Below are 25,331 nucleotides of genomic sequence, written 5' to 3'. Positions count from 1 at the left end.
ATTCGCAAGCAACACACAAATCTATTGCATACCCATTCGCTGGAGCGTGAACCGAAAGGTAAACGACCTGGCTACCGAATTTCTTGACGACCATAGAGCATTGGAACCACCTGATCCCATCCCGAACTCAGCAGTGAAACGATGCATCGCCGATGGTAGTGTGGGGTTTCCCCATGTGAGAGTAGGTCATCGTCAAGATTAAATTCCGAAACCCCTATCTGCGTATGCAGGTAGGGGTTTTGTTTTGTCCGCAGGAAAGTTCGTATCGTAGTGGTCTGACTCAGTTGGGAGGGCCTCCTGCTTGAGGGGCGCGGTCTTATAGAGCGCCGGAATTGATCAGAAAAAAACTACCTGAGTCAGCGAGCACACCATCATCAAGGTCCCAACCATGGCTTAGAGGCCGCGTAGCAGGCCCTAGAGGCTCGAATCAGGGCTCGTGATACGGAGAATGGCGCCCAGCTTTCGCCAATGCCCCTGACGTAGTCGTATGCCTTCAAGCATGGTTCGCCCTCGAGCGATGCTTGGCCCCGGCCGAGGAATGGCATTGCCCGGAATTGGTTCACCATTACCCACAAAAAAGCCCCAGACCCTACGGTCTGAGGCTTTTTCATTTGCGACGTATGGTGCACCAGGCGGGATTCGAACCCACGACCCCTGCCTTCGGAGGGCAGTACTCTATCCAGCTGAGCTACTGGTGCAAGCGGGCGCCATGATACTCATATGTGCAGCAGTCGTCCATGCTGCTGAATCGGCTGACTTTTTTGAAAGCGTAACGTGCGATTGCTACGTTGATCAGAAAAACTAGGCAAATGCGGCGTTTTCGTTCTTTTTTTCGAACAGCCTATTGTCCTTTACCCCCTTTGATCCTAGGATTCGTTTGAGATTTCAAACGCTCTTGTCTGGGTGCTGAACCGCACGGTATCAATCAGTGCGCTATTTATGTGCTTCAGCCCAGTGAATGATTTCCCTGACGGCAGCCTATAGGGCGCCTTTCTACAATCATAATTTGCTCCGCGCTTGCCGCGGTGCTGTTAAGGAAAGCCGACATGCAGCTTAAAGACACCCAGTTGTTCCGCCAGCAAGCCTTCATCGATGGCGCGTGGGTCGACGCAGACAATGGTCAGACGATCAAAGTGAACAACCCGGCAACGGGCGAAATTCTGGGCACTGTGCCGAAAATGGGCGCTGCCGAAACCCGCCGTGCGATTGAAGCTGCTGATAAAGCGCTGCCGGCCTGGCGTGCACTGACCGCCAAGGACCGCGCGAACAAGCTGCGTCGCTGGTTCGAGCTGATTATCGAAAACCAGGACGACCTGGCTCGCCTGATGACCCTCGAGCAGGGCAAGCCATTGGCCGAAGCCAAGGGCGAAATCGTTTACGCCGCATCCTTCATCGAATGGTTCGCCGAAGAAGCCAAGCGCATCTACGGTGACGTGATTCCAGGCCACCAGCCAGACAAGCGTCTGATCGTGATCAAGCAGCCAATCGGCGTTACCGCTGCCATCACCCCGTGGAACTTCCCGGCCGCGATGATCACCCGTAAAGCCGGCCCGGCGCTGGCTGCCGGTTGCACCATGGTGCTCAAGCCTGCTTCGCAAACTCCGTTCTCCGCGTTCGCCCTGGCTGAACTGGCTCAACGTGCTGGCATCCCGAAAGGTGTGTTCAGCGTTGTTTCCGGAAGCGCCGGCGACATCGGCAGCGAACTGACCAGCAACCCGATTGTACGTAAGCTGTCCTTCACTGGCTCGACCGAAATCGGTCGCCAGTTGATGGCTGAATGCGCCAAGGACATCAAGAAAGTGTCCCTGGAACTGGGCGGCAACGCACCGTTTATCGTGTTCGACGACGCGGACCTGGATAAGGCCGTCGAAGGCGCGATCATTTCCAAATACCGCAACAACGGTCAGACCTGTGTCTGTGCCAACCGTCTGTACATTCAGGATTCGGTCTACGACGCGTTTGCCGAGAAGCTGAGAGTGGCTGTGGCCAAACTCAAGATCGGCAACGGTCTGGAAGAAGGCACCACCACTGGCCCGCTGATCGACGAAAAAGCCGTGGCCAAGGTTCAAGAGCACATTGCTGACGCGATCAGCAAAGGCGCAACCGTTCTGGCGGGTGGCAAGGTCATGGAAGGCAACTTCTTTGAGCCGACCATTCTGACCAACGTGCCGAAGAACGCTGCTGTGGCCAAGGAAGAAACCTTCGGTCCATTGGCGCCGCTGTTCCGCTTCAAAGACGAAGCCGAAGTGATCGCGATGTCCAACGACACCGAGTTCGGTCTGGCCTCGTACTTCTATGCTCGCGACCTGGGTCGTGTGTTCCGTGTGGCTGAAGCGCTGGAATACGGCATGGTCGGCGTCAACACCGGGTTGATCTCCAACGAAGTCGCGCCGTTCGGCGGCATCAAGGCCTCGGGCCTGGGCCGTGAAGGCTCCAAGTACGGCATCGAAGATTACCTGGAAATCAAATACCTCTGCCTGGGCATCTAAGCTCGCAAGACAAGAGCCGGGCAAGGCATTGCTTCAAACGCAAAGGGCACGAGAGCGCTGTCCCTTTGCGACGCTTCAAACGGAATTTTCTCTGTGGTCGGGAAAGCTGTGGCAGTCGATCATCGCATGCTGCCGTAGTTGCCTCCCCGCTGCATTTTCCTTGAACCACACCGCCCGATGAGCGGTGAATGAGGACTTTATGAGCAAGACTAACGCATCCCTGATGAAACGCCGCGAAGCCGCTGTACCACGCGGTGTTGGCCAGATTCACCCGATCTTCGCCGAGTCCGCGAAGAACGCCACCGTGACCGACGTTGAAGGTCGCGAGTTCATCGACTTCGCCGGCGGTATCGCTGTGCTGAACACCGGTCACGTGCACCCGAAAATCATCGCCGCGGTGACCGAGCAACTGAACAAGCTGACTCACACCTGCTTCCAGGTACTGGCTTACGAACCGTACGTAGAAGTGTGCGAAAAAATCAACGCCAAGGTGCCAGGTGATTTCGAGAAGAAAACCCTGCTGGTGACCACTGGTTCCGAAGCTGTGGAAAACTCGATCAAGATCGCCCGTGCCGCCACTGGCCGCGCCGGCGTAATCGCGTTCACTGGCGCGTACCACGGTCGCACCATGATGACCCTGGGCCTGACCGGTAAAGTCGTGCCTTACTCGGCTGGCATGGGCCTGATGCCAGGCGGCGTGTTTCGCGCGCTGTACCCGAACGAACTGCACGGTGTGAGCGTCGATGACTCGATCGCCAGCATCGAACGCATCTTCAAGAACGACGCCGAGCCGCGTGATATCGCTGCCATCATCATTGAGCCGGTTCAGGGTGAAGGTGGTTTCTACGTCGCGCCTAAAGAATTCATGAAGCGCCTGCGTGCACTGTGCGACCAGCACGGCATCCTGCTGATCGCTGACGAAGTACAAACTGGCGCTGGCCGTACTGGCACTTTCTTCGCCATGGAACAGATGGGCGTTGCTGCCGACCTGACCACGTTCGCCAAATCCATCGCTGGCGGCTTCCCGCTGGCCGGTGTGTGCGGCAAGGCTGAATACATGGACGCCATCGCTCCAGGCGGCCTGGGCGGCACTTACGCCGGTAGCCCGATTGCTTGCGCCGCGGCCTTGGCCGTGATGGAAGTGTTCGAAGAAGAGCATCTGCTGGACCGCTGCAAGGCCGTCGGTGAGCGTCTGGTCACTGGCCTCAAGGCTATCCAGGCCAAGTACCCAGTGATTGGCGAAGTCCGTGCCCTGGGCGCGATGATCGCTGTCGAGCTGTTCGAAAACGGCGACAGCCACAAGCCAAACGCTGCTGCGGTAGCGTCGGTTGTGGCCAAGGCTCGCGACAAGGGCCTGATCCTGCTGTCCTGCGGCACCTACGGCAACGTTCTGCGCGTCCTGGTACCGCTGACTTCGCCAGACGAGCAGCTGGACAAAGGCTTGGCGATCATCGAAGAGTGCTTCTCCGAGCTCTGATTGATTTGTGAGCTGATCGACAAAAAACCCGCTTCGGCGGGTTTTTTTACGCCTCATGAAACACATTGAGGCCAATTGTTCTGTCTCGATTCGCCAGTGTTGGTTAAGGTTCAAGCATTGCGAGGGAGCGTGTTGCATGACTGTCGTTGATTTACCCGCTGCACCGAGAGTGTTGATTGCCGAGGCCGACCCGTGGTCTCGAGACTTGCTCAAGCAAGTGTTATTGAATGTGCGTTGCGACGCGCGACTGGACCTGTGCACCGATGGCCAGCAGGCAATGGATAAGCTGGCTGAAATTCCTTACGACCTGGTGATCGTTGACTGGGAGTTGCCTTGCGTCGATGGCCTGAATGTTTTGCGCAATGTGCGCCAACGCAAACGCAATCCGCCGTTACCCTTCATTCTGATGAGCAGTCGTAATGACAGTGCCAGCGTGCGCGAGGCTTTGCCTATGGCGCCCACGGCGTACCTGACCAAACCCCTGAACATGGAAAACCTGACCCGGCGTCTGCAGGGCTTGCTGCTGAATGCGGGTGAAGAGGTGTCCTGTGAGGTGCCAACGTTGGCGCCGGGCATGACGTTGTCGGTGTATCTGGAACGTCGTCGAGAACTGACGGACGGCGCGCCGCTGATGACTGACGTGCAGGTAGCGGTCCAGCGCAGTCTCAATCCCGGCGGTCTCGATCTGAAGCGACTGGAAGACGAAGTTCGCACCGATCCGCAGATTACCGCTGTGCTGATCGCCGCCGCGAACAGCGCGGGGCATCACATTGGCGACCCCGTGCAGACCCTGTCTCAGGCCTTGCATCGTTTGGGCTCCGGGCAAAGCATGAACCTGATTCTGGGTTTGGCACTCAAGCGCAGTGCCCGGCTCGTAGATCCGTTACTGGCGGACTATGCCGAGCGTTATTGGGAGCTGTCGCTGCACACCGCCGAGTACGCCCGTACACTGGCGCGCTTGCTGGATCTTGAACAAGAGCGCTGTTACTGCGCGGGCATGCTGCATCGTCTTGGCGACCTGGCATTGCTGGGGTGTTTGCAAGAGTGGAAGCAGGCCGGAGGTGAGCTGGATGAGTGGGAAGAGGTGGGTGATGCGCTCGCAGTGTTCGGTGCAGGCTACGGTTCGGCGTTGCGCACTCGTTGGCGTCTGCCGCTTGAGTTGCGAGAGCTGATTGCAGCGGTCTATCAGCTCGGTGGCGGGGTTTACTCCCGCGAAGCGTTGGTGATGAACATGGCGGCTCAATTGGCGCGTCTGACCGAGCACGAGGGCGTTGAAGTGTTGGCGAAAAGCCGGGCGGCACGGTTGCTCAAGATCGGCTTGCCGGAACTCATGCGATTGCGCAAAAAGTAGGCATAACACCAATCCCCCTGTAGGAGCGGGCTTGYTCGCGATAGCAGTGATTCAGTCGACATCACTTTGACTGTCACTCCGCTATCGCGAGCAGGCTCACTCCCACAGGGGTCAGGTGGTGGACCATTAAGCAGAGATGATGCGGTTCTTACCCTGCCGCTTGGCTTTATACATCGCCGCATCCGCGCGGGCGAACAGGCTGTCGAGGCTTTCGTCTTCTTCAGTGAGGCTGGTTAAACCCTGGCTGACGGTGATACCGAAGGTCTGCTCATCATGGCTGAAGCGCAATTGCTGAATCTGCCGTTGCAGGCGCTCGGCCACTTGCATGGCCATGTCGGGCGCGCAGCCGGGAAATACCGCCGCAAACTCTTCACCGCCGATCCGGCCGAACACATCCCCACGACGTAATGCGCTGCGACCGCTCTCTGCGATCTGTTGCAGCACCGTGTCACCTTGCGGGTGGCCGTACGTGTCGTTAATCACTTTGAAATCATCGATGTCCAGCAGCAGGAACGCCAGTGGCACACCCTGTTTGCGCGCTTGGGCAAACTCGCGTTGCGCGCATTCGAAGAAGTGTCGGCGATTGCTGCTTTGGGTCAGTACGTCGGTGGTGGCCAAGCGTTGCAGCTCGGCTTCCGTGCGCTTCTTTTCGGTGATGTCTTCGGCAATTCCGACAATGATCACCGGTTGACCGGGCTCGGCCTGACGGTTGATGAAGCATTTGTCGCTGAGCCAACGCACCTGCCCATCGGCATTGATGATGCGGTATTCACGGTCTTCAACCGCGCCTTTGACCAGCACTTCGGCCAGGCTGCGTTCGGCATAGTCCAGGTCGTCGGGGTAAATGCTGTCGCGCCATTCGTTGTAGTCGGACAGCAAACTGCCGGTGGAGCGGCCGAAAATCCGCTCATAGGCCGGGCTGACGTAGAGCACCTGACGGGTTTCCCAATTGAATGCCCAAAGCACCGCGTTGACGCTCACCAGCAACGAGCTGAACAGCTGTTCACGCTCACTCAGGCGCGCCACTTCGCTTTGAGCATGCATCAGCGCCATCAAGGTTTGAGCGGTGTCGGGTAACTGCGGAAGGGATGAGTCAAGCAGGTGTTTGGAGACCATCGGGACAAATCTCAAAGGGCGTGTGCCGCTCGAGGTTCGAAAGCGGCTAAAACGAAGCCCGCCGGGCTGGCGAAGTGTCTTTGAGATAGGGGATTCGGAGCTAAGTTCCGAAGGGTGCGCCCACTAGCGGGGCGCACCGATCAACGGCATCAAGCAGCGGAAGGGCGCAGGGAGTAGGTTTTCAACTGGTCGGCGAAATCGCGCAGGGATTGAATCCCGCTGGCTTCAGCTTCGTGTACCCAGTCCTTGATGGCGGCGAGCATGTCGTGACCATTTGAGCTGGTCTTGACCCAGATCTGCTGCAAGGCCAGGCGTTTCTCGTAAATTACCTTCAGCGCCTGACTGTGCTCGAGCATAGCCTGGATGCGAACGTGGTGTTTTTCGTCCAGCAGGCTGGTTTCCCGCGAGAGCAGGCGCTTGGCGCGGTGGAATTGATGGCGGACCGAGTGATCGACCTTTTCCAGCTCTTGCTTGACCAGCGGCGCGATCACCAATTTGCGGTACTGGGCCATGATCTGAAAGCGGTTGTTGAGGATCGCCATGGCGGTGTCCATGTCCAGGTTGCCTTTGCCTTCAACTCGGTGGGCAATCGGTGCAACGCGCTGGACCTTCGCCAGGCGGAAGAAACTGAAGACCTGGATCCAGGCCCAACCGAGGTCGAACTCCCACTTCTTCACCGACAATTTTGCCGAGTTAGGGTAGGTGTGATGGTTGTTATGCAGTTCTTCACCGCCGATCAGGATGCCCCAAGGCACCAGATTGGTTGCGGCATCGCGACATTCGAAGTTGCGGTAGCCGACAGCATGGCCAAGGCCATTGACCACGCCAGCGGCCCACACCGGGATCCACATCATCTGGATAGCCCAGATGGTGATGCCGATGGTGCCGAACAGCAGCAAGTCGATGATGCCCATGATCGCGATACCCAACAGCGGGAATCGGCTGTAGAGGTTGCGTTCGATCCAGTCTTCGGGGCAGTTCTTGCCGTAGATCCGCAGGGTTTCCGGGTTTTCCGCTTCCGCGCGATACAGCTCGGCGCCTTTGCGCAGAACGGTGGAAAGCCCCTTGATGACCGGGCTGTGCGGGTCATCGACGGTTTCGCACTTTGCGTGATGCTTGCGGTGGATAGCGGTCCACTCGCGGGTATTCTGTGCCGTGGTCAGCCACAGCCAGAAGCGGAAGAAATGTTTCAGGCCGGCATTGAGCTCAAGCGAGCGATGGGCTGAGTAACGATGCAAATAGACCGTGACGCCAATGATCGTGACATGGGTCATCAGTAGGGTGACTGCTACCAGTGACCAGGGCGACAAGCCGAGTAAACCTTCGTACCACATAGGCTGTAGGGCCCTCGATAAAGAAAAAAATAGCCGTTGCATTATCACTAAGCCCACGGATAAAACCAGTCGCCCTTTCAGATAAGAGTGGCTGGATGTGTCCTTGACCTATTATTCCGACCCTTCTGTAGGGACATGGACGGCCAAATGTCTGCCACCTATCGCGATGCCTTGCGTGCAGCGCTGCTTTATCTGTTGTTTTCAGTCGCCTGGATGGCGTTGAGCGGCTATTTATTGAACAGTTTCTTCGATAGCTCTGCCGAGCTATTGCGATGGCAACTGATCAACGGTTATGTCTGGGTGGTACTCAGCGCCGGTTTGATCTTCATTGCCCGGGCCCGACTGTTCCAGTGCCTGGGGATCGGCGCCAAACTGCGCGAGCGTCAGGCCGACCGCGAGCGATTGCGCCAGGCGGCTGCGGTGTTCGATTGCACCCATGAGGGCGTGTTGGTCACCGATAGCAACGGGCTGATTGTCCATGTAAACCGGGCCTTCATGGCGATCACCGGTTATCGGCGAGATGAAGTGCTGGGCCAGCAACCCAGTCTGTTCAAATCCGGCCACCACCCACCAGCGTTCTACCAGGCGATGTTTGCGACGCTCAACAGCACCGGCGAGTGGAGCGGGGAAATCTGGAATCGTCGCAAAAGCGGCGAAATCTACCCGCAATGGCAAACCATCCGCATCATTCATGATGATAGGGGTCGGCGAAGCCAATACGTGGCGGTGTTTTCCGACATCAGTGCGATCAAAAACTCCGAACACGAGCTCAAACACCTTGCTCATCACGATCCGCTGACCGATCTGCCCAATCGGCTGTTGTTCACTGACCGCGTCGAACAGGCGCTGGCATCGGCGAAAATCCACAAACGGGGTTGTGCGTTGCTGATGATCGACCTGGATCACTTCAAGATGATCAACGACAGCCTCGGGCACACCGTCGGTGATCAGCTGCTCAAGGCCGTGGCCAAGCACTTGAAAGCCATGTTTGGCCCAGGCGTTACGTTGGCGCGTCTGGGCGGTGACGAATTTGCGGTGCTTGCCGAAAGCTGTCCGCAAGTTGCGCAGGCTGCGGCGCTGGCGCAACGGATCATCGATGGCCTCCGGGAGCCGTTTTGCATCGATGGGAATCGACTGTTTATTAACACCAGTGTCGGCATCAGCCAGTTTCCCAGTGATGCCTTGAGTGCCGAGCAAATGTTGCGCAACGCGGGTTCGGCCTTGTCCAAGGCCAAGAGTGCAGGCCGGGATGGCTACGCGCTCTACACTGAAGAGTTGACTGTCCATGCCCAGCAGCGGGTAGAAATTGCTTTCCAATTGCGCCGCGCCCTGGAGAAGCAGGAGTTGCGCGTCCATTACCAACCCGTGCATGACCTCAAAACTAGTCGCCTGGTGGGCGTGGAAGCGTTGGTGCGTTGGGCGCATCCGCAGCGCGGGCTGGTGTCGCCAGCAGCATTCATCCCCATCGCCGAGCGTACGGGGTTGATTGCCGAGATCGATGCCTGGGTCATGCAGCAGGCCTGCGAGCAAATGTGCCAGTGGCAAGCCGCTGGCGTGGTGCTGTCGTTTGTTGCGGTGAATATTTCATCGCGACTGTTTGCCCGGAGCGAGCTGTATCAGCAGGTGGCTCGTGTGCTTGATGCGACGGGGCTTGATCCGGCGCTTCTGGAGCTTGAAGTCACTGAAAGCGCGGTGATGGATGATCCGGAAGTGGCGCTGGAGCAGATGCATCGCTTGCGCGAATTGGGCGTGCGGTTGGCCATTGATGATTTCGGCACGGGTTATTCGTCGCTGCTGCGGCTCAAGCGTTTGCCGGTGCAAAAACTCAAGATCGACCAAGGGTTTGTCACAGGCTTGCCAGGGGATGAGGATGATGCAGCCATTGTGCGGGTGATCATTGCCTTGGCGCAGAGCATGGGAATGCAGGTGCATGCCGAGGGGATCGAGCAGGTCGAGCAGGCGGGATTTCTGCTGGAGCATGACTGCGATCTGGGGCAAGGCTACTGGTTTGGGCGGCCGGTGCCGGCTGAGCAATTGGATTGGATTTACGCGCCCGTTATTCGCTGATCCGCCTTAAACCCGCGCCCCATCAAATAATATTTTCTAGTTATATAAACATTCTTAAATAGTCTTTTTAAGAATATCAACTCCTCACTACTATTGGTCTCACGCCGCAAGCAGTACCGCCACTGCCAGGCAACCTCTCAGTTGAAGGAGCAGCACCATGAGCGCATCCCTACGTAGTGTTGATGGCCAGGACGAAGCAACCATTTTGCGTGAGATCCAGAGCGCATTGCGCGATCTGCGCTTTGGGGCTGTGGAGATCACTGTGCATAACGCCCAGGTCGTGCAGATCGAACGCAAAGAGAAATTTCGTCTGCAGAGCCCGAGTAACAAACCGAGCTAAGCAACCGGCAACCCGCTTCCAGCACCTCATAAAAAGCCACCACAACCAGAATTCCAGGAGCTTTCACCATGTCGTCGATTCGTCATTTCGCTTTGGCCGCCCTGGCCAGTGCACTTTTTGCGGGTTCCGCGGTTGCCAAGGATTACGAACTGCTCAATGTGTCATACGACCCGACGCGTGAGCTGTACCAGGACTACAACGCCGAGTTCATCAAGCTCTGGCAGAAGGATCACGCCGGCGACAACGTAAAAATCCAGCAATCCCACGGTGGTTCGGGCAAACAGGCTCGTGCGGTGATCGACGGTCTGCGCGCCGACGTTGTGACCCTGGCCCTGGCCGGAGACATCGACGAAATCGCCAAGCTCGGCAAGTCCCTGCCGCCCGACTGGCAGACGCGTCTACCGGATGCGAGCACACCTTACACCTCGACCATCGTGTTTCTGGTGCGCAAGGGCAACCCTAAAGGCATCAAGGACTGGGGTGACCTGATCAAGAACGATGTGGCGGTCATCACCCCGAACCCGAAGACCTCCGGCGGCGCACGCTGGAATTTCCTCGCGGCCTGGGCTTATGGTCTGAAAGCCAACGGCGGTGACGAAGCCAAGGCCAAGGAATACGTACAAACCCTGTTCAAGCACGTGCCAGTGCTGGACACCGGCGCTCGCGGTTCGACTATTACCTTCGTCAACAACGGTCAGGGTGACGTGTTGCTGGCCTGGGAAAACGAAGCCTTCCTGGCGCTGAAAGAAGACGGCGGTGCCGACAAGTTCGAAATCGTCGTGCCTTCTCTGTCGATCCTTGCCGAGCCACCGGTGGCCGTGGTTGACAAGAACGCCGAGAAAAAGGGTAACGAGCAGATCGCCGATGCGTATCTCAAATACCTGTATAGCCCGGCCGGCCAGGAAATTGCGGCGAAAAACTTCTATCGTCCACGTGACAAGGACGTCGCCGCGAAGTACGCCAAGCAGTTTCCGACCCTGGACCTTGTGACCATCGACAAGAACTTCGGCGGCTGGAAAACCGCGCAACCGAAATTCTTCAATGATGGTGGCGTGTTCGACCAGATTTACCAGGCGCAGTAATCTTAAATAGCCATCAACGAGCCCCGATTTAACCGTCGGGGCTTTGCGCGTTCTCAACCAAGGACTTTTATGTCGCGTCGTATTTCCCCCGTCATACCCGGCTTCGGGCTGACGCTGGGCTACACCTTGGTGTACCTCAGCCTGATTGTGCTTATTCCTCTGGCGGCAATGTTCGTCCATGCCGCCCAACTCACCTGGGACCAGTTCTGGGCAATTGTCTCGGCGCCACGAGTGCTGGCGGCGTTGAAGTTGAGCTTCGGCACCGCGCTCTATGCCGCGATCATCAACGGCATTATCGGCACGCTGCTCGCCTGGGTCCTGGTGCGCTACACCTTCCCGGGACGCAAAGTCATCGACGCAATGATCGACTTGCCCTTCGCATTGCCCACTGCGGTGGCGGGTATTGCGCTGACTGCGTTGTACACCCCTACCGGTTTGGTGGGTCAGTTTGCAGCTGATCTGGGTTTCAAGATCGCGTACACCCCCCTCGGTATCACCCTTGCCCTCACTTTTGTGACACTTCCATTCGTAGTACGTACCGTACAGCCAGTATTGGCTGATATCCCGCGTGAAGTGGAGGAAGCGGCAGCGTGCCTCGGTGCAAAACCGTTACAGGTTTTCCGCCATATTCTGGTGCCAGCGCTGTTACCAGCCTGGCTCACCGGTTTCGCTTTGGCCTTTGCCCGCGGGGTCGGCGAGTATGGTTCGGTGATTTTCATCGCTGGCAACATGCCGATGAAAACCGAGATTTTGCCGCTGCTGATCATGGTCAAGCTCGACCAGTACGATTACACCGGCGCCACGTCCATTGGTGTACTGATGCTGGTGGTTTCCTTCGTCCTGTTGCTGCTGATCAATTTGCTGCAACGTCGCATCGAAACCCCATAAGGAGGCGCGAACCATGTCCCAATCGTCTATTGCTGCCGCCTCTTCGGCCAACGCCGCCCACCGTGGCAGTGCCACCTCGCGAAGAATCCTGATCGGTCTTGGCTGGTTGATTTTTGCGCTGTTCCTGTTGCTGCCGCTGTTTATCGTGGTGTCCCAGGGTTTGAAGAATGGCCTGGGTGCGTTCTTCACCGCGATCTTTGAACCGGACGCGCTGTCGGCATTGAAACTCACGGTGATCGCCGTGCTGATTTCGGTGCCACTGAACCTGGTGTTCGGTGTCAGCGCCGCATGGTGCGTGAGCAAGTATTCGTTCCGTGGCAAAAGTATGCTGGTCACGTTGATCGACTTGCCGTTCTCGGTCTCGCCGGTCATCGCCGGCCTGGTCTATGTGTTGATGTTCGGCGCCCAAGGCTTCTTCGGGCCGTGGTTGCAGGATCACGACATCCAGATCATCTTCGCCTTGCCGGGTATCGTACTGGCGACGATTTTCGTCACCGTGCCGTTCGTGGCGCGCGAACTGATCCCGTTGATGCAGGAACAAGGCACGCAAGAAGAAGAGGCCGCGCGCCTGCTTGGCGCCAATGGCTGGCAAATGTTCTGGCACGTCACCGTTCCCAATATCAAATGGGGCCTGATCTACGGCGTGGTGCTGTGTACCGCGCGGGCGATGGGTGAGTTCGGTGCGGTGTCGGTGGTTTCCGGGCACATTCGCGGGGTGACCAACACCTTGCCGCTGCACGTCGAGATCCTCTACAACGAATACAACCACGTGGCCGCGTTCGCCGTGGCGAGCCTGTTGCTGATCCTGGCGCTCTTCATCCTGCTGCTCAAGCAGTGGAGCGAAAACCGTATTAACCGCCTGCGCGCCAGCGCCGCGGAGGAATGATTTCATGTCGATTGAAGTGCGTAACGTCAGCAAGAATTTCAACGCGTTCAAGGCGCTGGACAACATCAGCCTGGACATTCAAAGCGGCGAACTCGTGGCGCTGCTCGGCCCATCGGGCTGCGGTAAAACCACGCTGTTGCGGATTATCGCCGGTCTGGAGACGCCGGATCAGGGCAACATCGTGTTCCACGGCGAAGACGTCTCCGGCCATGATGTGCGCGATCGCAACGTCGGTTTCGTGTTCCAGCATTACGCCTTGTTCCGCCACATGACGGTGTTCGACAACGTCGCGTTCGGCCTGCGCATGAAACCGAAAAACCAGCGTCCGAGCGAAAGCCAAATCGCAACCAAGGTTCACGAACTGCTGAACATGGTGCAGCTGGACTGGCTGTCGGATCGCTACCCGGAACAGCTCTCCGGCGGTCAGCGTCAGCGCATTGCCTTGGCCCGTGCCCTGGCGGTGGAACCAAAAGTCTTGCTGCTCGATGAACCCTTCGGCGCCCTCGACGCGAAGGTCCGTAAGGAGCTGCGCCGCTGGCTGGCGCGACTGCACGAGGACATCAACCTGACTTCCGTGTTCGTGACCCACGACCAGGAAGAGGCGATGGAAGTCGCCGACCGGATTGTGGTGATGAACAAAGGCGTGATCGAACAGATTGGCTCACCGGGTGACGTCTACGAAAACCCGGCCAGCGATTTCGTTTATCACTTCCTCGGTGATTCCAACCGGCTGCATCTGGGGGAGGACAACCATGTGCTGTTCCGTCCGCACGAAGTGTCGCTGTCGCGGCATGAACTGGAAGATCACCACGCAGCTGAAGTGCGCGACATTCGTCCGTTGGGTGCGACGACTCGGGTGACGTTGAAGGTCGAAGGTCAGAGCGAATTGATCGAAGCGGAAGTGGTGAAGGATCACGACAGCCTGATCGGGCTGGCGAAGGGTGAAACCTTGTTCTTCAAGCCCAAGGTCTGGCAAAAACTGGCCAACATCTAAAGCAAAAGCTTCGCGAGCAGGCTCGCTCCCACAGGGGTTCTATGTGCGCCATAGATCTAATGTGGGAGCGAGCCTGCTCGCGAAGGCGTCTTATGCCGCAGCGCGATTCGGATTGATTCGTACACCCCCAGCCCGCGCCTCGATCTGCTCTTTGAGGTCATGCCGCAACCCCAGCAAAAACATCAACTCCACCACCACAAACAACGGCCCGACAATCAGCCCGCTCACATCATCAACAAACGCCGGCTTACGCCCTTCATAGTAATGCCCGACAAACTGAATCACCCAGCCCGCCACAAACATCCCGATACCGCTCGACAGCCAGACCAGCGTGCTTTGCTGCGCCAGTGTCTGCCCCGCCCAAACGGACAGTCCCAGCAATACGCTCATCAGCACCCCGAGGCGCAACTCCAGGCGCAGGTAAAACCACGCCGACGCCAGCGACACCAGCACCGCAGGTGACAGCCAGTCGCCAGCCCATTGCGGCCGCGACAGCAACACCGCGACGGCCACCATAATCAACGGAATACCGATAAAGTGGCTGGCGATGTTGCGCGGATCACGGTGGTAGGCGGCGTATTGACTGAGATGGTCAACGAGGCTTTTCATTGTTATTCCTCCTGTAGGGTGATTGATCATGCCCCGGGTTCACTTTTGGCTCTGTCGGGCAGGCGACAATCTCTAGGAGTTTCCATGGATATGCAGGCCTGGCGTGCGCGCCTGATGACGGGGCAATGGTTCAGTCATCTACCTGTTCCCTTACAGGATAGTCTGCTGGCTGCGGCCCGGATTCGGCGTTTGTCGTCGGGGCAATTGCTGTTCAAGCGAGGGGATCCGCCGTGCGGGTTGTATGCAGTGCTCGAAGGTTCGGTGCGCATCGGCGCAGTCAGCGAGCAGGGCAAGGAAGCGCTGCTGAGCCTGGTGGAGCCGCCCCACTGGTTCGGCGAAATCTGCCTGTTCGATGGTCAGCCGCGTACCCACGATGCCTTCGGCGTCGGCCAGTGCGTGCTGTTGCACATTGCGCAGGCGACACTGCTGAAGTTGCTCGACGAACAACCGGTGTATTGGCGGCAACTGGCGTTACTGATGAGCCATAAATTGCGCCTGACCTTCATCAACCTCGAACAGCTGAGCCTGATGCCCACCCCGGCGCGTCTCGCCCATCGCTTATTGATGATTGCCGAGGGCTACGGCGAAATCGAACCGCCGCGCCGGGTGCTGCAACTGCCCCAGGAGCAGTTAGCTTCGATGCTGTCGCTGTCGCGCCAGACGACTAATCAGATTCTTAAGGGTTTTCAGGGTCAGGGGATTCTGAATCTCAAGTACGGCGAGATCGAAATTGTCGATGCCGAGCGGTTGCGGGCACTGGCGATTTTTTGAAACGCAACGTTATGGGTGGGCTTTGTCGGTGAAGGCGCCTAGCCTGTGACGACGATAATCGAGGTGTGCCATGCGTGTACTGCTAGTAGAAGACGAACCGGAGACCGCCAAACTCCTGGCCAACGGCCTGAATGAGGCGAGCTATTCGGTGGATGTAGCGCTAAACGGCATGGACGGCCGGCGCTTTATCGAGTCCGGCGAATACGAACTGATCATCCTCGACGTGATGCTGCCAGGGCTCAACGGCTGGCAATTGCAGCAGCAGATTCGCAAGCTTGGCGACACGCCGGTGCTGTTCCTCACCACCAAGGACGGCATTGAGGATCGACTGCGCGGGCTCGAACTGCATGAGGATGATTATTTGCTCAAGCCGTTTGCGGTGAGCGAACTGGTGACGCGGGTGCGCAAGTTGTTGCGGCGGGATCGTGGGCGCTGAGGGAATTTTGTGGTGTCTGGTCTTGCCTCATCGCGAGCAGGCTCACTCCCACAATTGATCTCCAGTAAACACAAATTTCACAACGACGCAGAACCACTGTGGGAGCGAGCCTGCTCGCGATGAGGCCGGAACATACAACGCACCTTCCGGATCAGTCAGCGCAACCCATCCCGAAACTGCCCCGGCGTCATCCCGGTCCAGCGCTTGAATGCGCGGCTGAAGCTGCTGGTATCCGCAAACCCCAGCAGGTAACTGACTTCACTCAACGAACAATGCGGATCACGCAGGTGTAGCAGCGCCAGGTTTTCGCGGCTTTCATTGAGCAGCGTATCGAACCGACAACCTTCGTCCGCCAAGTGCCGTTGCAGGCTGCGCAAGCTCAGGTGCAGGGCTTTGGCGATGAGTTCGGCGCTGGGTTCGCCTTCGGGCAATTGCTCTTCGATGGCGTCACGGACTTTGCGTTCCCAGGTCAACGGTTTCAGTTGTGCCAGGGTGCGTTTGAGCACGGTTTCGTTGTGTTCGGCTAGTTCCGGATTGGCGTCATCCAAGTGGCTGTCGAAATCCACCAGAGAAAACTCCACGCGGTCTTCGTCAGCCGAAAAGTACACCGGTGAGCGGAAAACTTTATGCCATTGGTGCGCATCGGCCGGTTCCGGTCGGCGCAGGTATACCGCCAGCGGTGCATAGTCGCGACCGAGGCGATTGCGGCAGGTGCGCACATAGATCGCCGTGAAGGCGTCGATGGCTTCGAATGCCGGCGCCGGGTTGCCGGCAGGGATTTTCAGGTGAAAGCGGTAGCGATCCTCGGCGCGGGTCAGTTCCAGTTCCAGGGCATCGCTGACCACCTGGTGATACCGCACGATGCGCTCGAACACCTCGCGCAAACTGCCGCTGGCCACCAGTGCATAACCGAGCGCATGAAACGTGGTGGGGCTGACGAAACGCGACACGCGCAGGCCAATCGCCGGATCGCCACTGACCTGCACGGCGATTTCCCACAGGCGCGTGGTGCCGGACAACGGGTAACGGGCGTTCGGGTCGTCCATCAATTGCGGATCAAGCCCGGCCTGATGGCACAGGGCGGTGCTGTCGAGGCCCAGCGCATCGAGTTGTTTGCGCAGGGCGCGGGTCCAGCTGGCGAGGGAGGTCGGTTCAGTCATGCTGATTGGCGCTTCCGGTCAACAGGTTGGCGTTCTCGGCTACCACCTTGCGTGGGGTCGCAAGGCAGGATGCGAACATCAATAACCAGAGGATGGAAGCATGCACGGTACTTCTGCAAGTCCCCAGCGACTGAATGCATCGCAACGATCAGCACATATTCGGGAAGTGGTGCTGGCCAGGGGCGTTGAATTGCGTCAACGCTACCCGATTCTCAACCATCAGGACGCCCTCGGCGCAGGTATTCTGGCCTTCGCCCTGGCCGGGATGATCGGTTCGGCGACGCTGTACATGACCGGGCACATGGCCTGGTGGGCGTGTTTGTTGCTCAACGCGTTTTTCGCCTCGTTGACCCACGAGCTGGAACACGACTTGATACATAGCATGTACTTTCGTAAACAGCGCGTGCCGCACAACCTGATGATGGGGCTGGTGTGGTTGGCGCGGCCGAGCACCATCAATCCGTGGATCCGCCGTCATCTGCACCTCAATCACCACAAGGTTTCGGGCACTGAAACCGACATGGAAGAGCGCGCCATCACCAACGGCGAGCCTTGGGGGTTTGCGCGGTTGCTGATGATCGGCGACAACATGATGTCGTCATTCATCCGCATGCTGCGGGCCAAGACCTGGGCGCAAAAATTCAGCATCGTCCAGCGCACTTTGAAGGTCTACGCGCCGCTCGCGCTGGTGCATTGGGGCGCGTGGTACATGTTCCTCGGCTTCCATGCGGCCAACGGCATCGCGTCTCTGATGGGGGCGCCGATTGAGTGGTCGGCGCCCACCTTGTCGGTGATGCAGGTGATCGACATCGCGGCGGTGGTGATCATCGGCCCGAACGTATTGCGTACGTTCTGCCTGCACTTCATCAGCTCGAACATGCACTACTACGGCGACGTGGAACCGGGGAACGTGATCCAGCAGACCCAGGTGCTGAACTCTCCGTGGATGTGGCCGTTGCAGGCGTTCTGCTTCAACTTCGGCAGCAGCCACGGCATCCATCACTTTGTGGTGAAGGAGCCGTTTTACATTCGCCAGATGACCGTGCCGGTGGCGCATAAAGTGATGCGTGAGATGGGCGTGCGGTTCAATGATTTCGGCACGTTTGACCGGGCCAACCGGTTTGTTCGCAAAGACGCTGCACAACCTCGGGAGGTTCGTGCCGCTCAGGTGTGATGGATAAAATCGGAAACTCAATCTCGAAATAAGCGATGGCAAAGGCGCTCGTCATCAATTTGACCCAAAGAGGCGATACGTTAAAGCACAAGCAGGGAGGCTGGGGGTCAACGTTTCGTTAGTCGATATATGCGCTTTGGATCTAATAAAGTAATTAAATATTCCTTTATAAGATAAGCGTTTCAATCAATCATCGCTTCACAGATTTTGAGTTTCCGGGGCCGTCTCCTTGGCAGGGTGCGGTCCTTTTTTTATTCCCATAACGTTCCTGGCTTATCTGACTAATCGCTGATTTGTCTACGGACCTGTTATTTCTGACAGTAGACGAGAGGAGGGGCAGCCCTACACTGACAATGTGGCCCTTATGGGCAACCAAAGCAGGTCAGGAAACGTTTTCAGGGAGAAACCGCATGAGCTATTTCGCAGGCCATTACACGATGAACAGGGCAATGACTCATTTGGTGATAGAGGGCGATGAGCGGATATCGGGGCACCTGGATTTAGAGGACGCCCATCGCGACATCAGTGATGGGAGGGTCCGTTATCGGTGCGGCCGTAGCCTTGAATTTATCACTGTGGATGATATTCACGAGGTCAAGGAGCGGTGGTCGCTCATGTTCAGTACCAAGCGCATGTCGCTTGTCGGGACATGCGAGCAGACCTTCAAGAACGGCAAAACCAACACCCGGACCGTGTTGTTTAAACGAGACGAGCCCACTGCAAAAGCGTGTTGAGTCCAGCTGACCCAAGATCTTTCCTTAGCGCATCAACCCGACAGTGATCGGGTTGAACATCTGCTGCTTGAAATACCTTGTATATTCTTTATAGATCTTAATAAATAGCTTCTTATTCCTTAACGAATATAACTCTCCTCCCTATACTCGACCAAGTACAGACACGCAGCAGGAGAGCTCCCCCATGCGCAACGAATCAATTCGCTACCTGATTGTGCCGGGCTGGCAAGGATCGCCGGACGATCATTGGCAAAGCCACTGGCAGAACAGCCTGCCGAATAGCGCGCGGGTGGAGCAGGCGGACTGGCTGACACCGCGTCGTGAAGACTGGGTCGCGGCGCTGGCCGAGGCGATTGCCGCCGATAGCACGCCGGTGATCCTGATCGCGCATAGCTTGGGTTGCATCACTGTCGCCCATTGGGCCGCCGCTGCACCCGTGCAGTTTCTGCGTCAGGTGCGCGGGGCCTTGCTGGTCGCTCCAGCGGATGTCGAGCGCCCGGCGTGTGCGCCGGCGTTGCGTAACTTTGCACCGATTCCCACCGACCTGCTGCCGTTCCCGAGCCAGATCGTCAGCTCCGACAACGACAGCGCCGTGAGCGCGCCGCGAGCCCTTGAGCTGGCGCGCAACTGGGGTGCCGAGGCGGGGATTTTGTCGGGTGCCGGGCACATCAATGTGAAGTCCGGTCACCAGCGCTGGGAGCAGGGTTTTGCCTACCTCTATCGCTTGCAGAACCGCATGGAACATCACGCCCTGCGACGCGCTTGAACCTTTTGTTTTTTTAAACGCCTGCCCGTCTCCCGGCGGTCTTTGGCGGGAGTCTGCCATGAGTCTTGAACACTTCGGTCAGCCGCTGCTGACTTTCCCTGACGCAGAAAAAAGCCCCCTGAGCATCCGCGCCAAGGCGCTGGTGTTTGTCGATCCGCGCTCGCGCCAGTTGCGTCAGGACCTGGAGGAACTGGCACCGCGCTCGATCTCGGTATTGATTCGCGGCGAAACCGGCAGCGGCAAAGAGCTGCTTGCGCGCCATATCCATCGCGCCAGCGATCGCGCCGGGTTGTTCGTCTCGGTCAATTGCGGGGCGATCAGCCCGACTTACGCTGATGCCGAATTGTTCGGTTATGTCGCGGGCAGCTTCAGCGGTTCGGCCAGCAGCCGCGCCGGGTGGTTCGGTTCGGCGAATGGCGGCACGCTCTATCTGGATGAGATTGGTGATTTGCCGCTGCCGATTCAAATCAAACTGCTCGCCGCGCTGGAAAACCATGAAGTGACCCGAGTTGGCGCGCACCAACCGAGCCCGGTGGACGTGCGTCTGGTCGCCGCCACCAGCATTGATCTGGCTCAGGCCGTGGCCGCCGGCAAATTCCATGAGCGGCTTTATCACTACCTCAGTGAAGGCCATCTGGAGCTGYCGGCATTGCGTGACCGCGTGGGCGATATTCTATCGCTGGCCGAGTACTTCCTCGGCATCTACAGCCATCGCCTCGACCTGCCGGTGCCGTTGATCAGTGAGGCCGCGCAGCTTGTGCTGGAGCGGCACAGTTGGCCGGGAAATACCCGCGAGCTGGAAAACGTCATTCACTTTGCGTTGTTGGTGAGTACCGGCGACGAAATTTTGCCGGGGCATCTGAATTTGCCTGACACGGCCGTGTCGCTGGCGCAGATCGAGCAGCAGCTCACGCGGATTCTCGGCAGCGGCACTGTCGCCGAAAAAGCAGCCTTGAAGCACCTTCTGCAAGACGCCGGCCTCCTGTAGGAGCAAAGCTTGCTCGCGATGCGGTTCACACGGTTTTCTGAAAGGACGCCTTCGCTGGCAAGCCAGCTCCTACACGGAATGCGCGAGCCAGAGCTGTATGAGCAAAATGGAATATGAAAGTGAATAAAAGATATTATTCGGGAATATAAAATCCCGGTATTGTCCGCGTCACGTCAGCGATAGCACATCACTGGCACTTGTATTTAAAGCCGTCGTCGATGACGACCGAGATTTTCGATAAGGACACTGCATGAAAAAGGTTCTGTTGTTCACCGCACTGGCGGCTGCCCTGACCGCGGGCCTGGCCCAGGCTGGCGAGAAACTGGTGGTTGCGGCGACCCCGATTCCACACGCCGAGATTCTGGAACTGATCAAACCAGCCCTCGCCAAAGAAGGCGTGGACCTGGAAATCAAAGTTTTCACCGACTATGTACAGCCAAACGTACAAGTTGACCAAAAACGTCTGGACGCCAACTACTTCCAGACCCTGCCGTACCTGAAAAGCTTCAACGAAGGCAAAGGCACGAACCTGGTGACCGTGATCGGCGTGCACGTCGAACCGTTCGGCGGCTACTCGAAGAAAGTCAAAACCCTGGCTGAACTCAAAGATGGCGCGACCATTGCCATCCCTAACGAAGGCAGCAACAGCGGCCGTGCCCTGATCCTGCTGCAGAAGGCTGGCCTGATCGAGCTGAAAGACCCGAAAAACGCTTTGGCGACTCCGAAAGATATCGCCAAGAATCCACACAACTTCAAGTTCAAGGAACTGGAATCGGCCATGCTCCCGCGTGTGCTGGATCAAGTCGACCTGGACATGATCAACACCAACTACGCGCTGGAAGCCGGTCTGAACCCGGCTAAAGACGCGCTGGTGATCGAAGGTGCGGATTCGCCGTACGTGAACTTCCTGGTGGCGCGTCCCGACAACAAGGACAGCGTTGCCATCCAGAAACTGGCCAAGGCATTGACCAGTCCTGAAGTGAAAGCCTTCATCGAGAAGAAGTACAACGGCGCGGTTCTGCCGGCGTTCTGATTCGACGCAGCATCAAAACCTTTCAAGGTTTCAAACGCCGACGACTGATAAAGCGTCGGCGTGATCGTTCCCACGCTCCGCGTGGGAATGCCTCTAGGGACGCTCTGCGTCCTGTGACGCGGAGCGTCACGGGCTGCATTCCCACGCGGAGCGTGGGAACGATCAACTCTCTCAGGCCACCCCGGCCTTCAACGCCCGGTGCAACGCCACCAACAATTTCACGATCTCCTGCGGATCCAGTCGCTGCGGCACTTTTACGTCAGCCATTTCCTCTTCCTTGTGATGGTTCGGCCGGGGAAGTCTGGCCAAAAGCTGTGGGTCCTTGGAGGGGCATTATGAAAAAAAGATCCCTCCTGCAGCGCAAAGAAAAGTAGTCGTCTTACGTTGCGACCGCAAATCAACGGATAGTTTTTTGCGTGATATCAATATGCTTTAACGGTATTTAAATTCTAATTTTTATACCTTTAAAGTCGGTATCCGCCGGGCCGTTATCCACGACCCATGGACTGCGCCACCGTCGCTTACCGAGCGGCGTTCAGGATCTTCAATGAACTTCGATTACGCGTTTATCCTCAGCACTCTGCCGGCGTTTCTCAAGGCTGTGGGCGTGACACTGCAGGTCGGCTTTATCGCCATCGGTACATCGCTGCTGGTGGCGCTGCTCAACGCGACGATACTGGTGTTTCGCACGCCTTACTTGCAGCGCTGCGTCGGCCTGTATGTGGAACTCGCGCGCAACACGCCCCTGCTGATTCAACTGTTCTTCGTCTACTTCGCTTTGCCGGCGCTGGGCATCAAGGTTTCAGGCTTCGCGGCCGCGATCATCACCATGACTTTTCTCGGTGGCGCGTATCTCACTGAAGTGCTGCGCGCCGGTGTGGATGCCGTGCCCCAGGCGCAACTTGAATCGGGTCGCTCCATTGGCCTGTCACACGGGCAATTACTGCGTTACGTGATCCTGCCGCAAGCCGGCATCCTCAGCCTGCCATCGCTGTTCGCCAATTTCATTTTCCTGCTCAAGGAAACCACCGTGGTCTCGGCGGTGGCGGTGCCAGAAATTCTCTACACCACCAAAAGCTACATCGCGCTCTACTACAAAACCTACGAAATGCTCGCCGTGCTGACGCTGATTTGCGTGCTGTTGTTTTTGCCGCTGTCGCTGCTGCTCAGCCGTCTGGAAAGGAGGCTTCAGCATGGCCAGTTCGGGTCTTGAATTGCTCTGGGTGTCGTTGCCGCAACTGGGTAAAGGCGCCGCGCAAACCTTGTCGATCTCTTTTCTGAGCATCGCCATCAGCACCGTCGGCGGCGTGTTCTACGGCGTGTTGCGCACGCTGAATTCGAAATGGCTGAACGCGATTCTGCGGGTGTATCTGGAGTTGTTCCGGGCGATCCCGGTGCTGGTCTGGCTGTATCTGCTGTTCTTCGGCCTGCCGATTTTCTTTGGCCTGAGTCTCCCGAGTTTCTGGTGCGCGGTGCTGGTGTTGTCGCTGTGGGGCGCCAGCGAAGTCGGCGAAGTGGTGCGTGGCGCGTTGCACTCATTGCCGCGCGGGCAACGTGAGGCCGGGCTGTCGATTGGCCTGGACGGGCCGCAACTCTACGGTTATGTGCTGCTGCCGCAAGCGTTGAAGCGCATGACACCGCCGACCCTCAACGTTTACACGCGCATCATCAAAACCAGTTCCTTGGCGGTGCTGATCGGTGTGGTGGACGTGATCAAGGTCGGCCAGCAAATCATCGAGCGCACCTACGAGTCGGTGCTGATCTACGGCGCCCTGTTCCTGTTTTTCTTTTTCATTTGCTACCCGCTTTCGGCCGCTTCACGCGTGCTGGAGCGGCGCTGGACACACGCATGAATGCTTTGATCGAGTTCAAGGGTTTCAACAAATTTTTCGGCGAGCAGCAGGTGCTGAACGGCATCGACTTGCAAGTGAAAGCGGGCGAAGTCATCGTCATCCTCGGCCCTAGCGGTTGCGGCAAAAGTACCTTGCTGCGTTGCCTCAACGGCCTGGAAGTCGCTCACAGCGGCAGTTTGAATTTTGCCGGCCGCGAACTGCTGGACAAGGGCACCGACTGGCGCGAGGTACGCCAGCAGATCGGCATGGTGTTCCAGAGTTATCACCTGTTCCCGCACATGAACGTGCTCGACAATTTGCTGCTCGGCCCGCTGAAAGTGCAGAAGCGTGATCGCGGCGAAGCCCGCGATCAGGCCGAAGCCTTACTGGCGCGCGTGGGCCTTTCGGACAAGCGCGATGCGTTCCCGCGTCAGCTCTCCGGTGGCCAGCAGCAACGCATCGCTATCGTCCGTTCCCTGTGCATGAACCCCCAGGTCATGCTTTTCGATGAAGTCACTGCCGCCCTCGACCCGGAAATGGTCAAGGAGGTGCTGGAAGTCATACAGGGCCTGGCCCGCGATGGCATGACCCTGTTGATCGTCACCCACGAAATGGCCTTCGCCCGCGCCGTGGCCGACCGCATCGTGTTCATGGATGGCGGGCGAATCCTTGAACAAAACCCTCCCGAGATTTTCTTTACGAACCCGCAAACCGCACGAGCGCAGCAGTTCCTGGAGAAGTTCTCCTACGTCGCCGCACTACCCCAAACGACTCAAACAAAGGAACTGGAACTGCTATGAAAACTGCCAAGGCTTCACTACTGCTACTCCCGCTGCTTGGCCTCGCGTTGCTGGCCGGTTGCAACAAAAACGAAGAACCGGCCAAGCCTGTCGCGACCAGTGCCAGCTACCTGGAGAAAATCAAAGCCCGGGACAAGTTGATCGTTGGCGTCTTCACCGACAAGCCACCGTTCGGCTTCGTCAATGAGGCGGGGCGCTACGTGGGTTTCGATACCGACATTGGCCGTCAATTCGCCAAGGACTTGTTGGGTGATGAAAACAAAGTCGAGTTCGTCGCGGTGGAACCGGCCAGCCGGATTCCGTTCCTGCAAAGTGACAAGGTCGATCTGATCCTGGCCAACATGACCGTCACCCCCGAGCGCAAGGAGGCGGTGGAATTCACCAACCCGAACCTCAAAGTCGCGGTACAGGCTTTGGTGCCACAGGCCAGCACGGTGAAAAACCTCGATGACCTGGCCACGCGCACGACCATCGTCACCACCGGTACGACCGCGGATATCTGGCTGACCAAAAACCACCCGGACTGGAAACTGCTGAAATTCGAGAAAAACTCCGAATCGCTGCAAGCCCTGGCCAATGGTCGCGGTGATGCGTATGCGCAGGACAATCTGGTGCTGTTCAGCTGGGCCAAGCAGAACCCGGGCTATCGCGTATTGACGCAGACCTTGGGCGCCGAAGCACCGATTGCGCCGGCCGTGAAGAAGGGCAATATCGAGCTGCGGGATTGGGTGAATAGCGAGTTGGCCAAGCTGGGTGAGGAGAAATATCTGCTCAAGCTTTACGACCAGTATGTACGCAAGGAACTGAGCGATGACACCAAGCCTGAGAGCGTGATTGTCGAGGGTGGGAAGTGGCAGGGGTGAGTCTGCGATTCATGCGGTGATTTCTTAGCCGCCTTCGCGAGCAGGCTCGCTCCCACATTGGATTGCGTCAGACGTTGATGTTGTGTCCTCTGGAGATCAATTGTGGGAGCGAGCCTGCTCGCGAAAGCGGTGTCTCAAGCA

General features: G+C 57.8%; 24 protein-coding genes, 1 tRNA gene and 1 rRNA gene. 21 read left to right on the top strand and 5 right to left on the bottom strand.

From position 1 onward, the window contains the following. The first annotated feature begins 82 nt into the window (after nucleotides 1-82). A 5S ribosomal RNA gene (gene rrf, locus AC1DWM_RS13660) occupies nucleotides 83-198 on the top strand. A gap of 423 nt (nucleotides 199-621) precedes the next feature. Here rrf and AC1DWM_RS13655 read toward each other — a convergent pair. Further along, a tRNA-Arg gene (locus AC1DWM_RS13655) sits at nucleotides 622-698 on the bottom strand. Nucleotides 699-1,046: 348 nt separating this feature from the next. On the opposite strand from AC1DWM_RS13655, the gene gabD reads away from it, so the two are divergent. The 3 genes from gabD (at nucleotide 1,047) to AC1DWM_RS13640 (ending at nucleotide 5,317) form a co-directional block, all read left to right on the top strand. Further along, nucleotides 1,047-2,489 carry an NADP-dependent succinate-semialdehyde dehydrogenase gene (gabD, locus tag AC1DWM_RS13650; RefSeq protein ID WP_223514491.1) on the top strand — a complete coding sequence of 481 codons (1,443 nt, stop codon included), beginning with the start codon at nucleotides 1,047-1,049 and terminating at the stop codon, nucleotides 2,487-2,489. Between the two features lie 199 nt (nucleotides 2,490-2,688). Further along, the gene (gene gabT / locus AC1DWM_RS13645) at nucleotides 2,689-3,966 is read left to right on the top strand and encodes a 4-aminobutyrate--2-oxoglutarate transaminase (RefSeq protein ID WP_223514494.1); all 1,278 of its coding nucleotides are present in this window, start codon (nucleotides 2,689-2,691) and stop codon (nucleotides 3,964-3,966) included. Between the two features lie 136 nt (nucleotides 3,967-4,102). Continuing rightward, nucleotides 4,103-5,317 (top strand): HDOD domain-containing protein, encoded by a 1,215-nt coding sequence (locus AC1DWM_RS13640; protein WP_477795399.1) that lies wholly within the window; start codon nucleotides 4,103-4,105, stop codon nucleotides 5,315-5,317. A 126-nt stretch (nucleotides 5,318-5,443) separates the two neighbouring features. Here AC1DWM_RS13640 and AC1DWM_RS13635 read toward each other — a convergent pair whose 3' ends face one another. Further along, on the bottom strand, nucleotides 5,444-6,433 hold the full coding sequence (locus AC1DWM_RS13635; RefSeq protein WP_477795398.1) for a GGDEF domain-containing protein: 990 nt from the start codon (nucleotides 6,431-6,433) through the stop codon (nucleotides 5,444-5,446). A gap of 149 nt (nucleotides 6,434-6,582) precedes the next feature. Continuing rightward, a complete protein-coding gene (gene desA / locus AC1DWM_RS13630) occupies nucleotides 6,583-7,767 on the bottom strand; it encodes a delta-9 fatty acid desaturase DesA (RefSeq protein ID WP_223514501.1) in 1,185 nt (394 codons plus the stop codon). A 147-nt stretch (nucleotides 7,768-7,914) separates the two neighbouring features. On the opposite strand from desA, the gene dibA reads away from it, so the two are divergent. The 6 genes from dibA (at nucleotide 7,915) to AC1DWM_RS13600 (ending at nucleotide 14,024) form a co-directional block, all read left to right on the top strand. Continuing rightward, complete coding sequence (gene dibA, locus AC1DWM_RS13625; protein ID WP_477795397.1) at nucleotides 7,915-9,834, top strand: phosphodiesterase DibA; 1,920 nt, start codon at nucleotides 7,915-7,917, stop codon at nucleotides 9,832-9,834. Nucleotides 9,835-9,991: 157 nt separating this feature from the next. Further along, nucleotides 9,992-10,174, top strand: a complete 183-nt coding sequence (gene oscA / locus AC1DWM_RS13620; RefSeq protein ID WP_134419279.1) for a sulfur starvation response protein OscA — start codon at nucleotides 9,992-9,994, stop codon at nucleotides 10,172-10,174. A 68-nt stretch (nucleotides 10,175-10,242) separates the two neighbouring features. Further along, on the top strand, nucleotides 10,243-11,256 hold the full coding sequence (locus tag AC1DWM_RS13615; RefSeq protein ID WP_477795396.1) for a sulfate ABC transporter substrate-binding protein: 1,014 nt from the start codon (nucleotides 10,243-10,245) through the stop codon (nucleotides 11,254-11,256). Nucleotides 11,257-11,325: 69 nt separating this feature from the next. After that, nucleotides 11,326-12,144, top strand: a complete 819-nt coding sequence (gene cysT, locus AC1DWM_RS13610; RefSeq protein WP_223514509.1) for a sulfate ABC transporter permease subunit CysT — start codon at nucleotides 11,326-11,328, stop codon at nucleotides 12,142-12,144. Nucleotides 12,145-12,157: 13 nt separating this feature from the next. After that, a complete protein-coding gene (cysW, locus tag AC1DWM_RS13605) occupies nucleotides 12,158-13,030 on the top strand; it encodes a sulfate ABC transporter permease subunit CysW (RefSeq protein WP_477795395.1) in 873 nt (290 codons plus the stop codon). A gap of 4 nt (nucleotides 13,031-13,034) precedes the next feature. Further along, nucleotides 13,035-14,024 carry a sulfate/molybdate ABC transporter ATP-binding protein gene (locus AC1DWM_RS13600; protein WP_223514515.1) on the top strand — a complete coding sequence of 330 codons (990 nt, stop codon included), beginning with the start codon at nucleotides 13,035-13,037 and terminating at the stop codon, nucleotides 14,022-14,024. Between the two features lie 90 nt (nucleotides 14,025-14,114). Here AC1DWM_RS13600 and AC1DWM_RS13595 read toward each other — a convergent pair whose 3' ends face one another. Next, a complete protein-coding gene (locus tag AC1DWM_RS13595) occupies nucleotides 14,115-14,633 on the bottom strand; it encodes an Mpo1 family 2-hydroxy fatty acid dioxygenase (protein WP_223514517.1) in 519 nt (172 codons plus the stop codon). 84 nt (nucleotides 14,634-14,717) lie between these two features. Here AC1DWM_RS13595 and AC1DWM_RS13590 point away from each other — a divergent pair, with 84 nt between their 5' ends. Together AC1DWM_RS13590 and AC1DWM_RS13585 are read left to right on the top strand one after the other, a co-directional pair. Continuing rightward, on the top strand, nucleotides 14,718-15,404 hold the full coding sequence (locus AC1DWM_RS13590) for a Crp/Fnr family transcriptional regulator (protein ID WP_477795394.1): 687 nt from the start codon (nucleotides 14,718-14,720) through the stop codon (nucleotides 15,402-15,404). Between the two features lie 70 nt (nucleotides 15,405-15,474). After that, the gene (locus AC1DWM_RS13585) at nucleotides 15,475-15,840 is read left to right on the top strand and encodes a response regulator (RefSeq protein ID WP_223514522.1); all 366 of its coding nucleotides are present in this window, start codon (nucleotides 15,475-15,477) and stop codon (nucleotides 15,838-15,840) included. 155 nt (nucleotides 15,841-15,995) lie between these two features. Here the strand turns inward: AC1DWM_RS13585 and AC1DWM_RS13580 are convergent, their stop codons facing one another. After that, the gene (locus AC1DWM_RS13580; protein WP_477795393.1) at nucleotides 15,996-17,000 is read right to left on the bottom strand and encodes an AraC family transcriptional regulator; all 1,005 of its coding nucleotides are present in this window, start codon (nucleotides 16,998-17,000) and stop codon (nucleotides 15,996-15,998) included. A gap of 100 nt (nucleotides 17,001-17,100) precedes the next feature. Here AC1DWM_RS13580 and AC1DWM_RS13575 point away from each other — a divergent pair, with 100 nt between their 5' ends. From AC1DWM_RS13575 to AC1DWM_RS13535, 9 genes are all read left to right on the top strand, one after another. Then, entirely contained in the window at nucleotides 17,101-18,174 is a 1,074-nt protein-coding gene (locus AC1DWM_RS13575) for a fatty acid desaturase (protein WP_477795392.1), read from the top strand. Between the two features lie 410 nt (nucleotides 18,175-18,584). Further along, complete coding sequence (locus AC1DWM_RS13570) at nucleotides 18,585-18,908, top strand: hypothetical protein (RefSeq protein WP_477795391.1); 324 nt, start codon at nucleotides 18,585-18,587, stop codon at nucleotides 18,906-18,908. Nucleotides 18,909-19,092: 184 nt separating this feature from the next. Then, complete coding sequence (locus tag AC1DWM_RS13565; RefSeq protein WP_223514534.1) at nucleotides 19,093-19,674, top strand: alpha/beta hydrolase; 582 nt, start codon at nucleotides 19,093-19,095, stop codon at nucleotides 19,672-19,674. Nucleotides 19,675-19,732: 58 nt separating this feature from the next. After that, the gene (locus AC1DWM_RS13560) at nucleotides 19,733-20,662 is read left to right on the top strand and encodes a sigma 54-interacting transcriptional regulator (RefSeq protein WP_477795390.1); all 930 of its coding nucleotides are present in this window, start codon (nucleotides 19,733-19,735) and stop codon (nucleotides 20,660-20,662) included. Between the two features lie 250 nt (nucleotides 20,663-20,912). Further along, the gene (locus tag AC1DWM_RS13555) at nucleotides 20,913-21,695 is read left to right on the top strand and encodes a MetQ/NlpA family ABC transporter substrate-binding protein (protein WP_223514540.1); all 783 of its coding nucleotides are present in this window, start codon (nucleotides 20,913-20,915) and stop codon (nucleotides 21,693-21,695) included. A gap of 547 nt (nucleotides 21,696-22,242) precedes the next feature. Then, nucleotides 22,243-22,908 (top strand): amino acid ABC transporter permease, encoded by a 666-nt coding sequence (locus AC1DWM_RS13550; RefSeq protein WP_223514542.1) that lies wholly within the window; start codon nucleotides 22,243-22,245, stop codon nucleotides 22,906-22,908. Further along, nucleotides 22,889-23,548 (top strand): amino acid ABC transporter permease, encoded by a 660-nt coding sequence (locus AC1DWM_RS13545; RefSeq protein WP_477795389.1) that lies wholly within the window; start codon nucleotides 22,889-22,891, stop codon nucleotides 23,546-23,548. The genes AC1DWM_RS13550 and AC1DWM_RS13545 overlap by 20 nt, the downstream gene beginning before the upstream one ends. Further along, on the top strand, nucleotides 23,545-24,327 hold the full coding sequence (locus AC1DWM_RS13540) for an amino acid ABC transporter ATP-binding protein (RefSeq protein WP_477795388.1): 783 nt from the start codon (nucleotides 23,545-23,547) through the stop codon (nucleotides 24,325-24,327). The genes AC1DWM_RS13545 and AC1DWM_RS13540 overlap by 4 nt, the downstream gene beginning before the upstream one ends. Then, complete coding sequence (locus AC1DWM_RS13535) at nucleotides 24,324-25,190, top strand: transporter substrate-binding domain-containing protein (protein ID WP_477795387.1); 867 nt, start codon at nucleotides 24,324-24,326, stop codon at nucleotides 25,188-25,190. Before AC1DWM_RS13540 ends, AC1DWM_RS13535 begins: the two co-directional genes overlap by 4 nt. Nucleotides 25,191-25,331 lie beyond the last annotated feature (141 nt).

Source organism: Pseudomonas sp. P4_C8, assembly GCF_056401975.1.
This window is presented reverse-complemented; position numbering and strand designations above follow the sequence as displayed.

Bases quoted from the DNA above. Each gene is read 5' to 3' on its own strand.
- AC1DWM_RS13635 (WP_477795398.1), bottom strand. From the start codon at position 6,433: ATGGTCTCCAAACACCTGCTTGACTCATCCCTTCCGCAGTTACCCGAC.
- AC1DWM_RS13580 (WP_477795393.1), bottom strand. From the start codon at position 17,000: ATGACTGAACCGACCTCCCTCGCCAGCTGGACCCGCGCCCTGCGCAAA.
- AC1DWM_RS13590 (WP_477795394.1), top strand. From the start codon at position 14,718: ATGGATATGCAGGCCTGGCGTGCGCGCCTGATGACGGGGCAATGGTTC.
- AC1DWM_RS13600 (WP_223514515.1), top strand. From the start codon at position 13,035: ATGTCGATTGAAGTGCGTAACGTCAGCAAGAATTTCAACGCGTTCAAG.
- desA (WP_223514501.1), bottom strand. From the start codon at position 7,767: ATGTGGTACGAAGGTTTACTCGGCTTGTCGCCCTGGTCACTGGTAGCA.
- AC1DWM_RS13565 (WP_223514534.1), top strand. From the start codon at position 19,093: ATGCGCAACGAATCAATTCGCTACCTGATTGTGCCGGGCTGGCAAGGA.
- AC1DWM_RS13540 (WP_477795388.1), top strand. From the start codon at position 23,545: ATGAATGCTTTGATCGAGTTCAAGGGTTTCAACAAATTTTTCGGCGAG.
- cysW (WP_477795395.1), top strand. From the start codon at position 12,158: ATGTCCCAATCGTCTATTGCTGCCGCCTCTTCGGCCAACGCCGCCCAC.
- AC1DWM_RS13595 (WP_223514517.1), bottom strand. From the start codon at position 14,633: ATGAAAAGCCTCGTTGACCATCTCAGTCAATACGCCGCCTACCACCGT.
- AC1DWM_RS13550 (WP_223514542.1), top strand. From the start codon at position 22,243: ATGAACTTCGATTACGCGTTTATCCTCAGCACTCTGCCGGCGTTTCTC.
- AC1DWM_RS13615 (WP_477795396.1), top strand. From the start codon at position 10,243: ATGTCGTCGATTCGTCATTTCGCTTTGGCCGCCCTGGCCAGTGCACTT.
- AC1DWM_RS13545 (WP_477795389.1), top strand. From the start codon at position 22,889: ATGGCCAGTTCGGGTCTTGAATTGCTCTGGGTGTCGTTGCCGCAACTG.
- dibA (WP_477795397.1), top strand. From the start codon at position 7,915: ATGTCTGCCACCTATCGCGATGCCTTGCGTGCAGCGCTGCTTTATCTG.
- AC1DWM_RS13555 (WP_223514540.1), top strand. From the start codon at position 20,913: ATGAAAAAGGTTCTGTTGTTCACCGCACTGGCGGCTGCCCTGACCGCG.
- oscA (WP_134419279.1), top strand. From the start codon at position 9,992: ATGAGCGCATCCCTACGTAGTGTTGATGGCCAGGACGAAGCAACCATT.
- gabT (WP_223514494.1), top strand. From the start codon at position 2,689: ATGAGCAAGACTAACGCATCCCTGATGAAACGCCGCGAAGCCGCTGTA.
- AC1DWM_RS13575 (WP_477795392.1), top strand. From the start codon at position 17,101: ATGCACGGTACTTCTGCAAGTCCCCAGCGACTGAATGCATCGCAACGA.
- AC1DWM_RS13535 (WP_477795387.1), top strand. From the start codon at position 24,324: ATGAAAACTGCCAAGGCTTCACTACTGCTACTCCCGCTGCTTGGCCTC.
- AC1DWM_RS13585 (WP_223514522.1), top strand. From the start codon at position 15,475: ATGCGTGTACTGCTAGTAGAAGACGAACCGGAGACCGCCAAACTCCTG.
- AC1DWM_RS13570 (WP_477795391.1), top strand. From the start codon at position 18,585: ATGAGCTATTTCGCAGGCCATTACACGATGAACAGGGCAATGACTCAT.
- gabD (WP_223514491.1), top strand. From the start codon at position 1,047: ATGCAGCTTAAAGACACCCAGTTGTTCCGCCAGCAAGCCTTCATCGAT.
- cysT (WP_223514509.1), top strand. From the start codon at position 11,326: ATGTCGCGTCGTATTTCCCCCGTCATACCCGGCTTCGGGCTGACGCTG.
- AC1DWM_RS13640 (WP_477795399.1), top strand. From the start codon at position 4,103: ATGACTGTCGTTGATTTACCCGCTGCACCGAGAGTGTTGATTGCCGAG.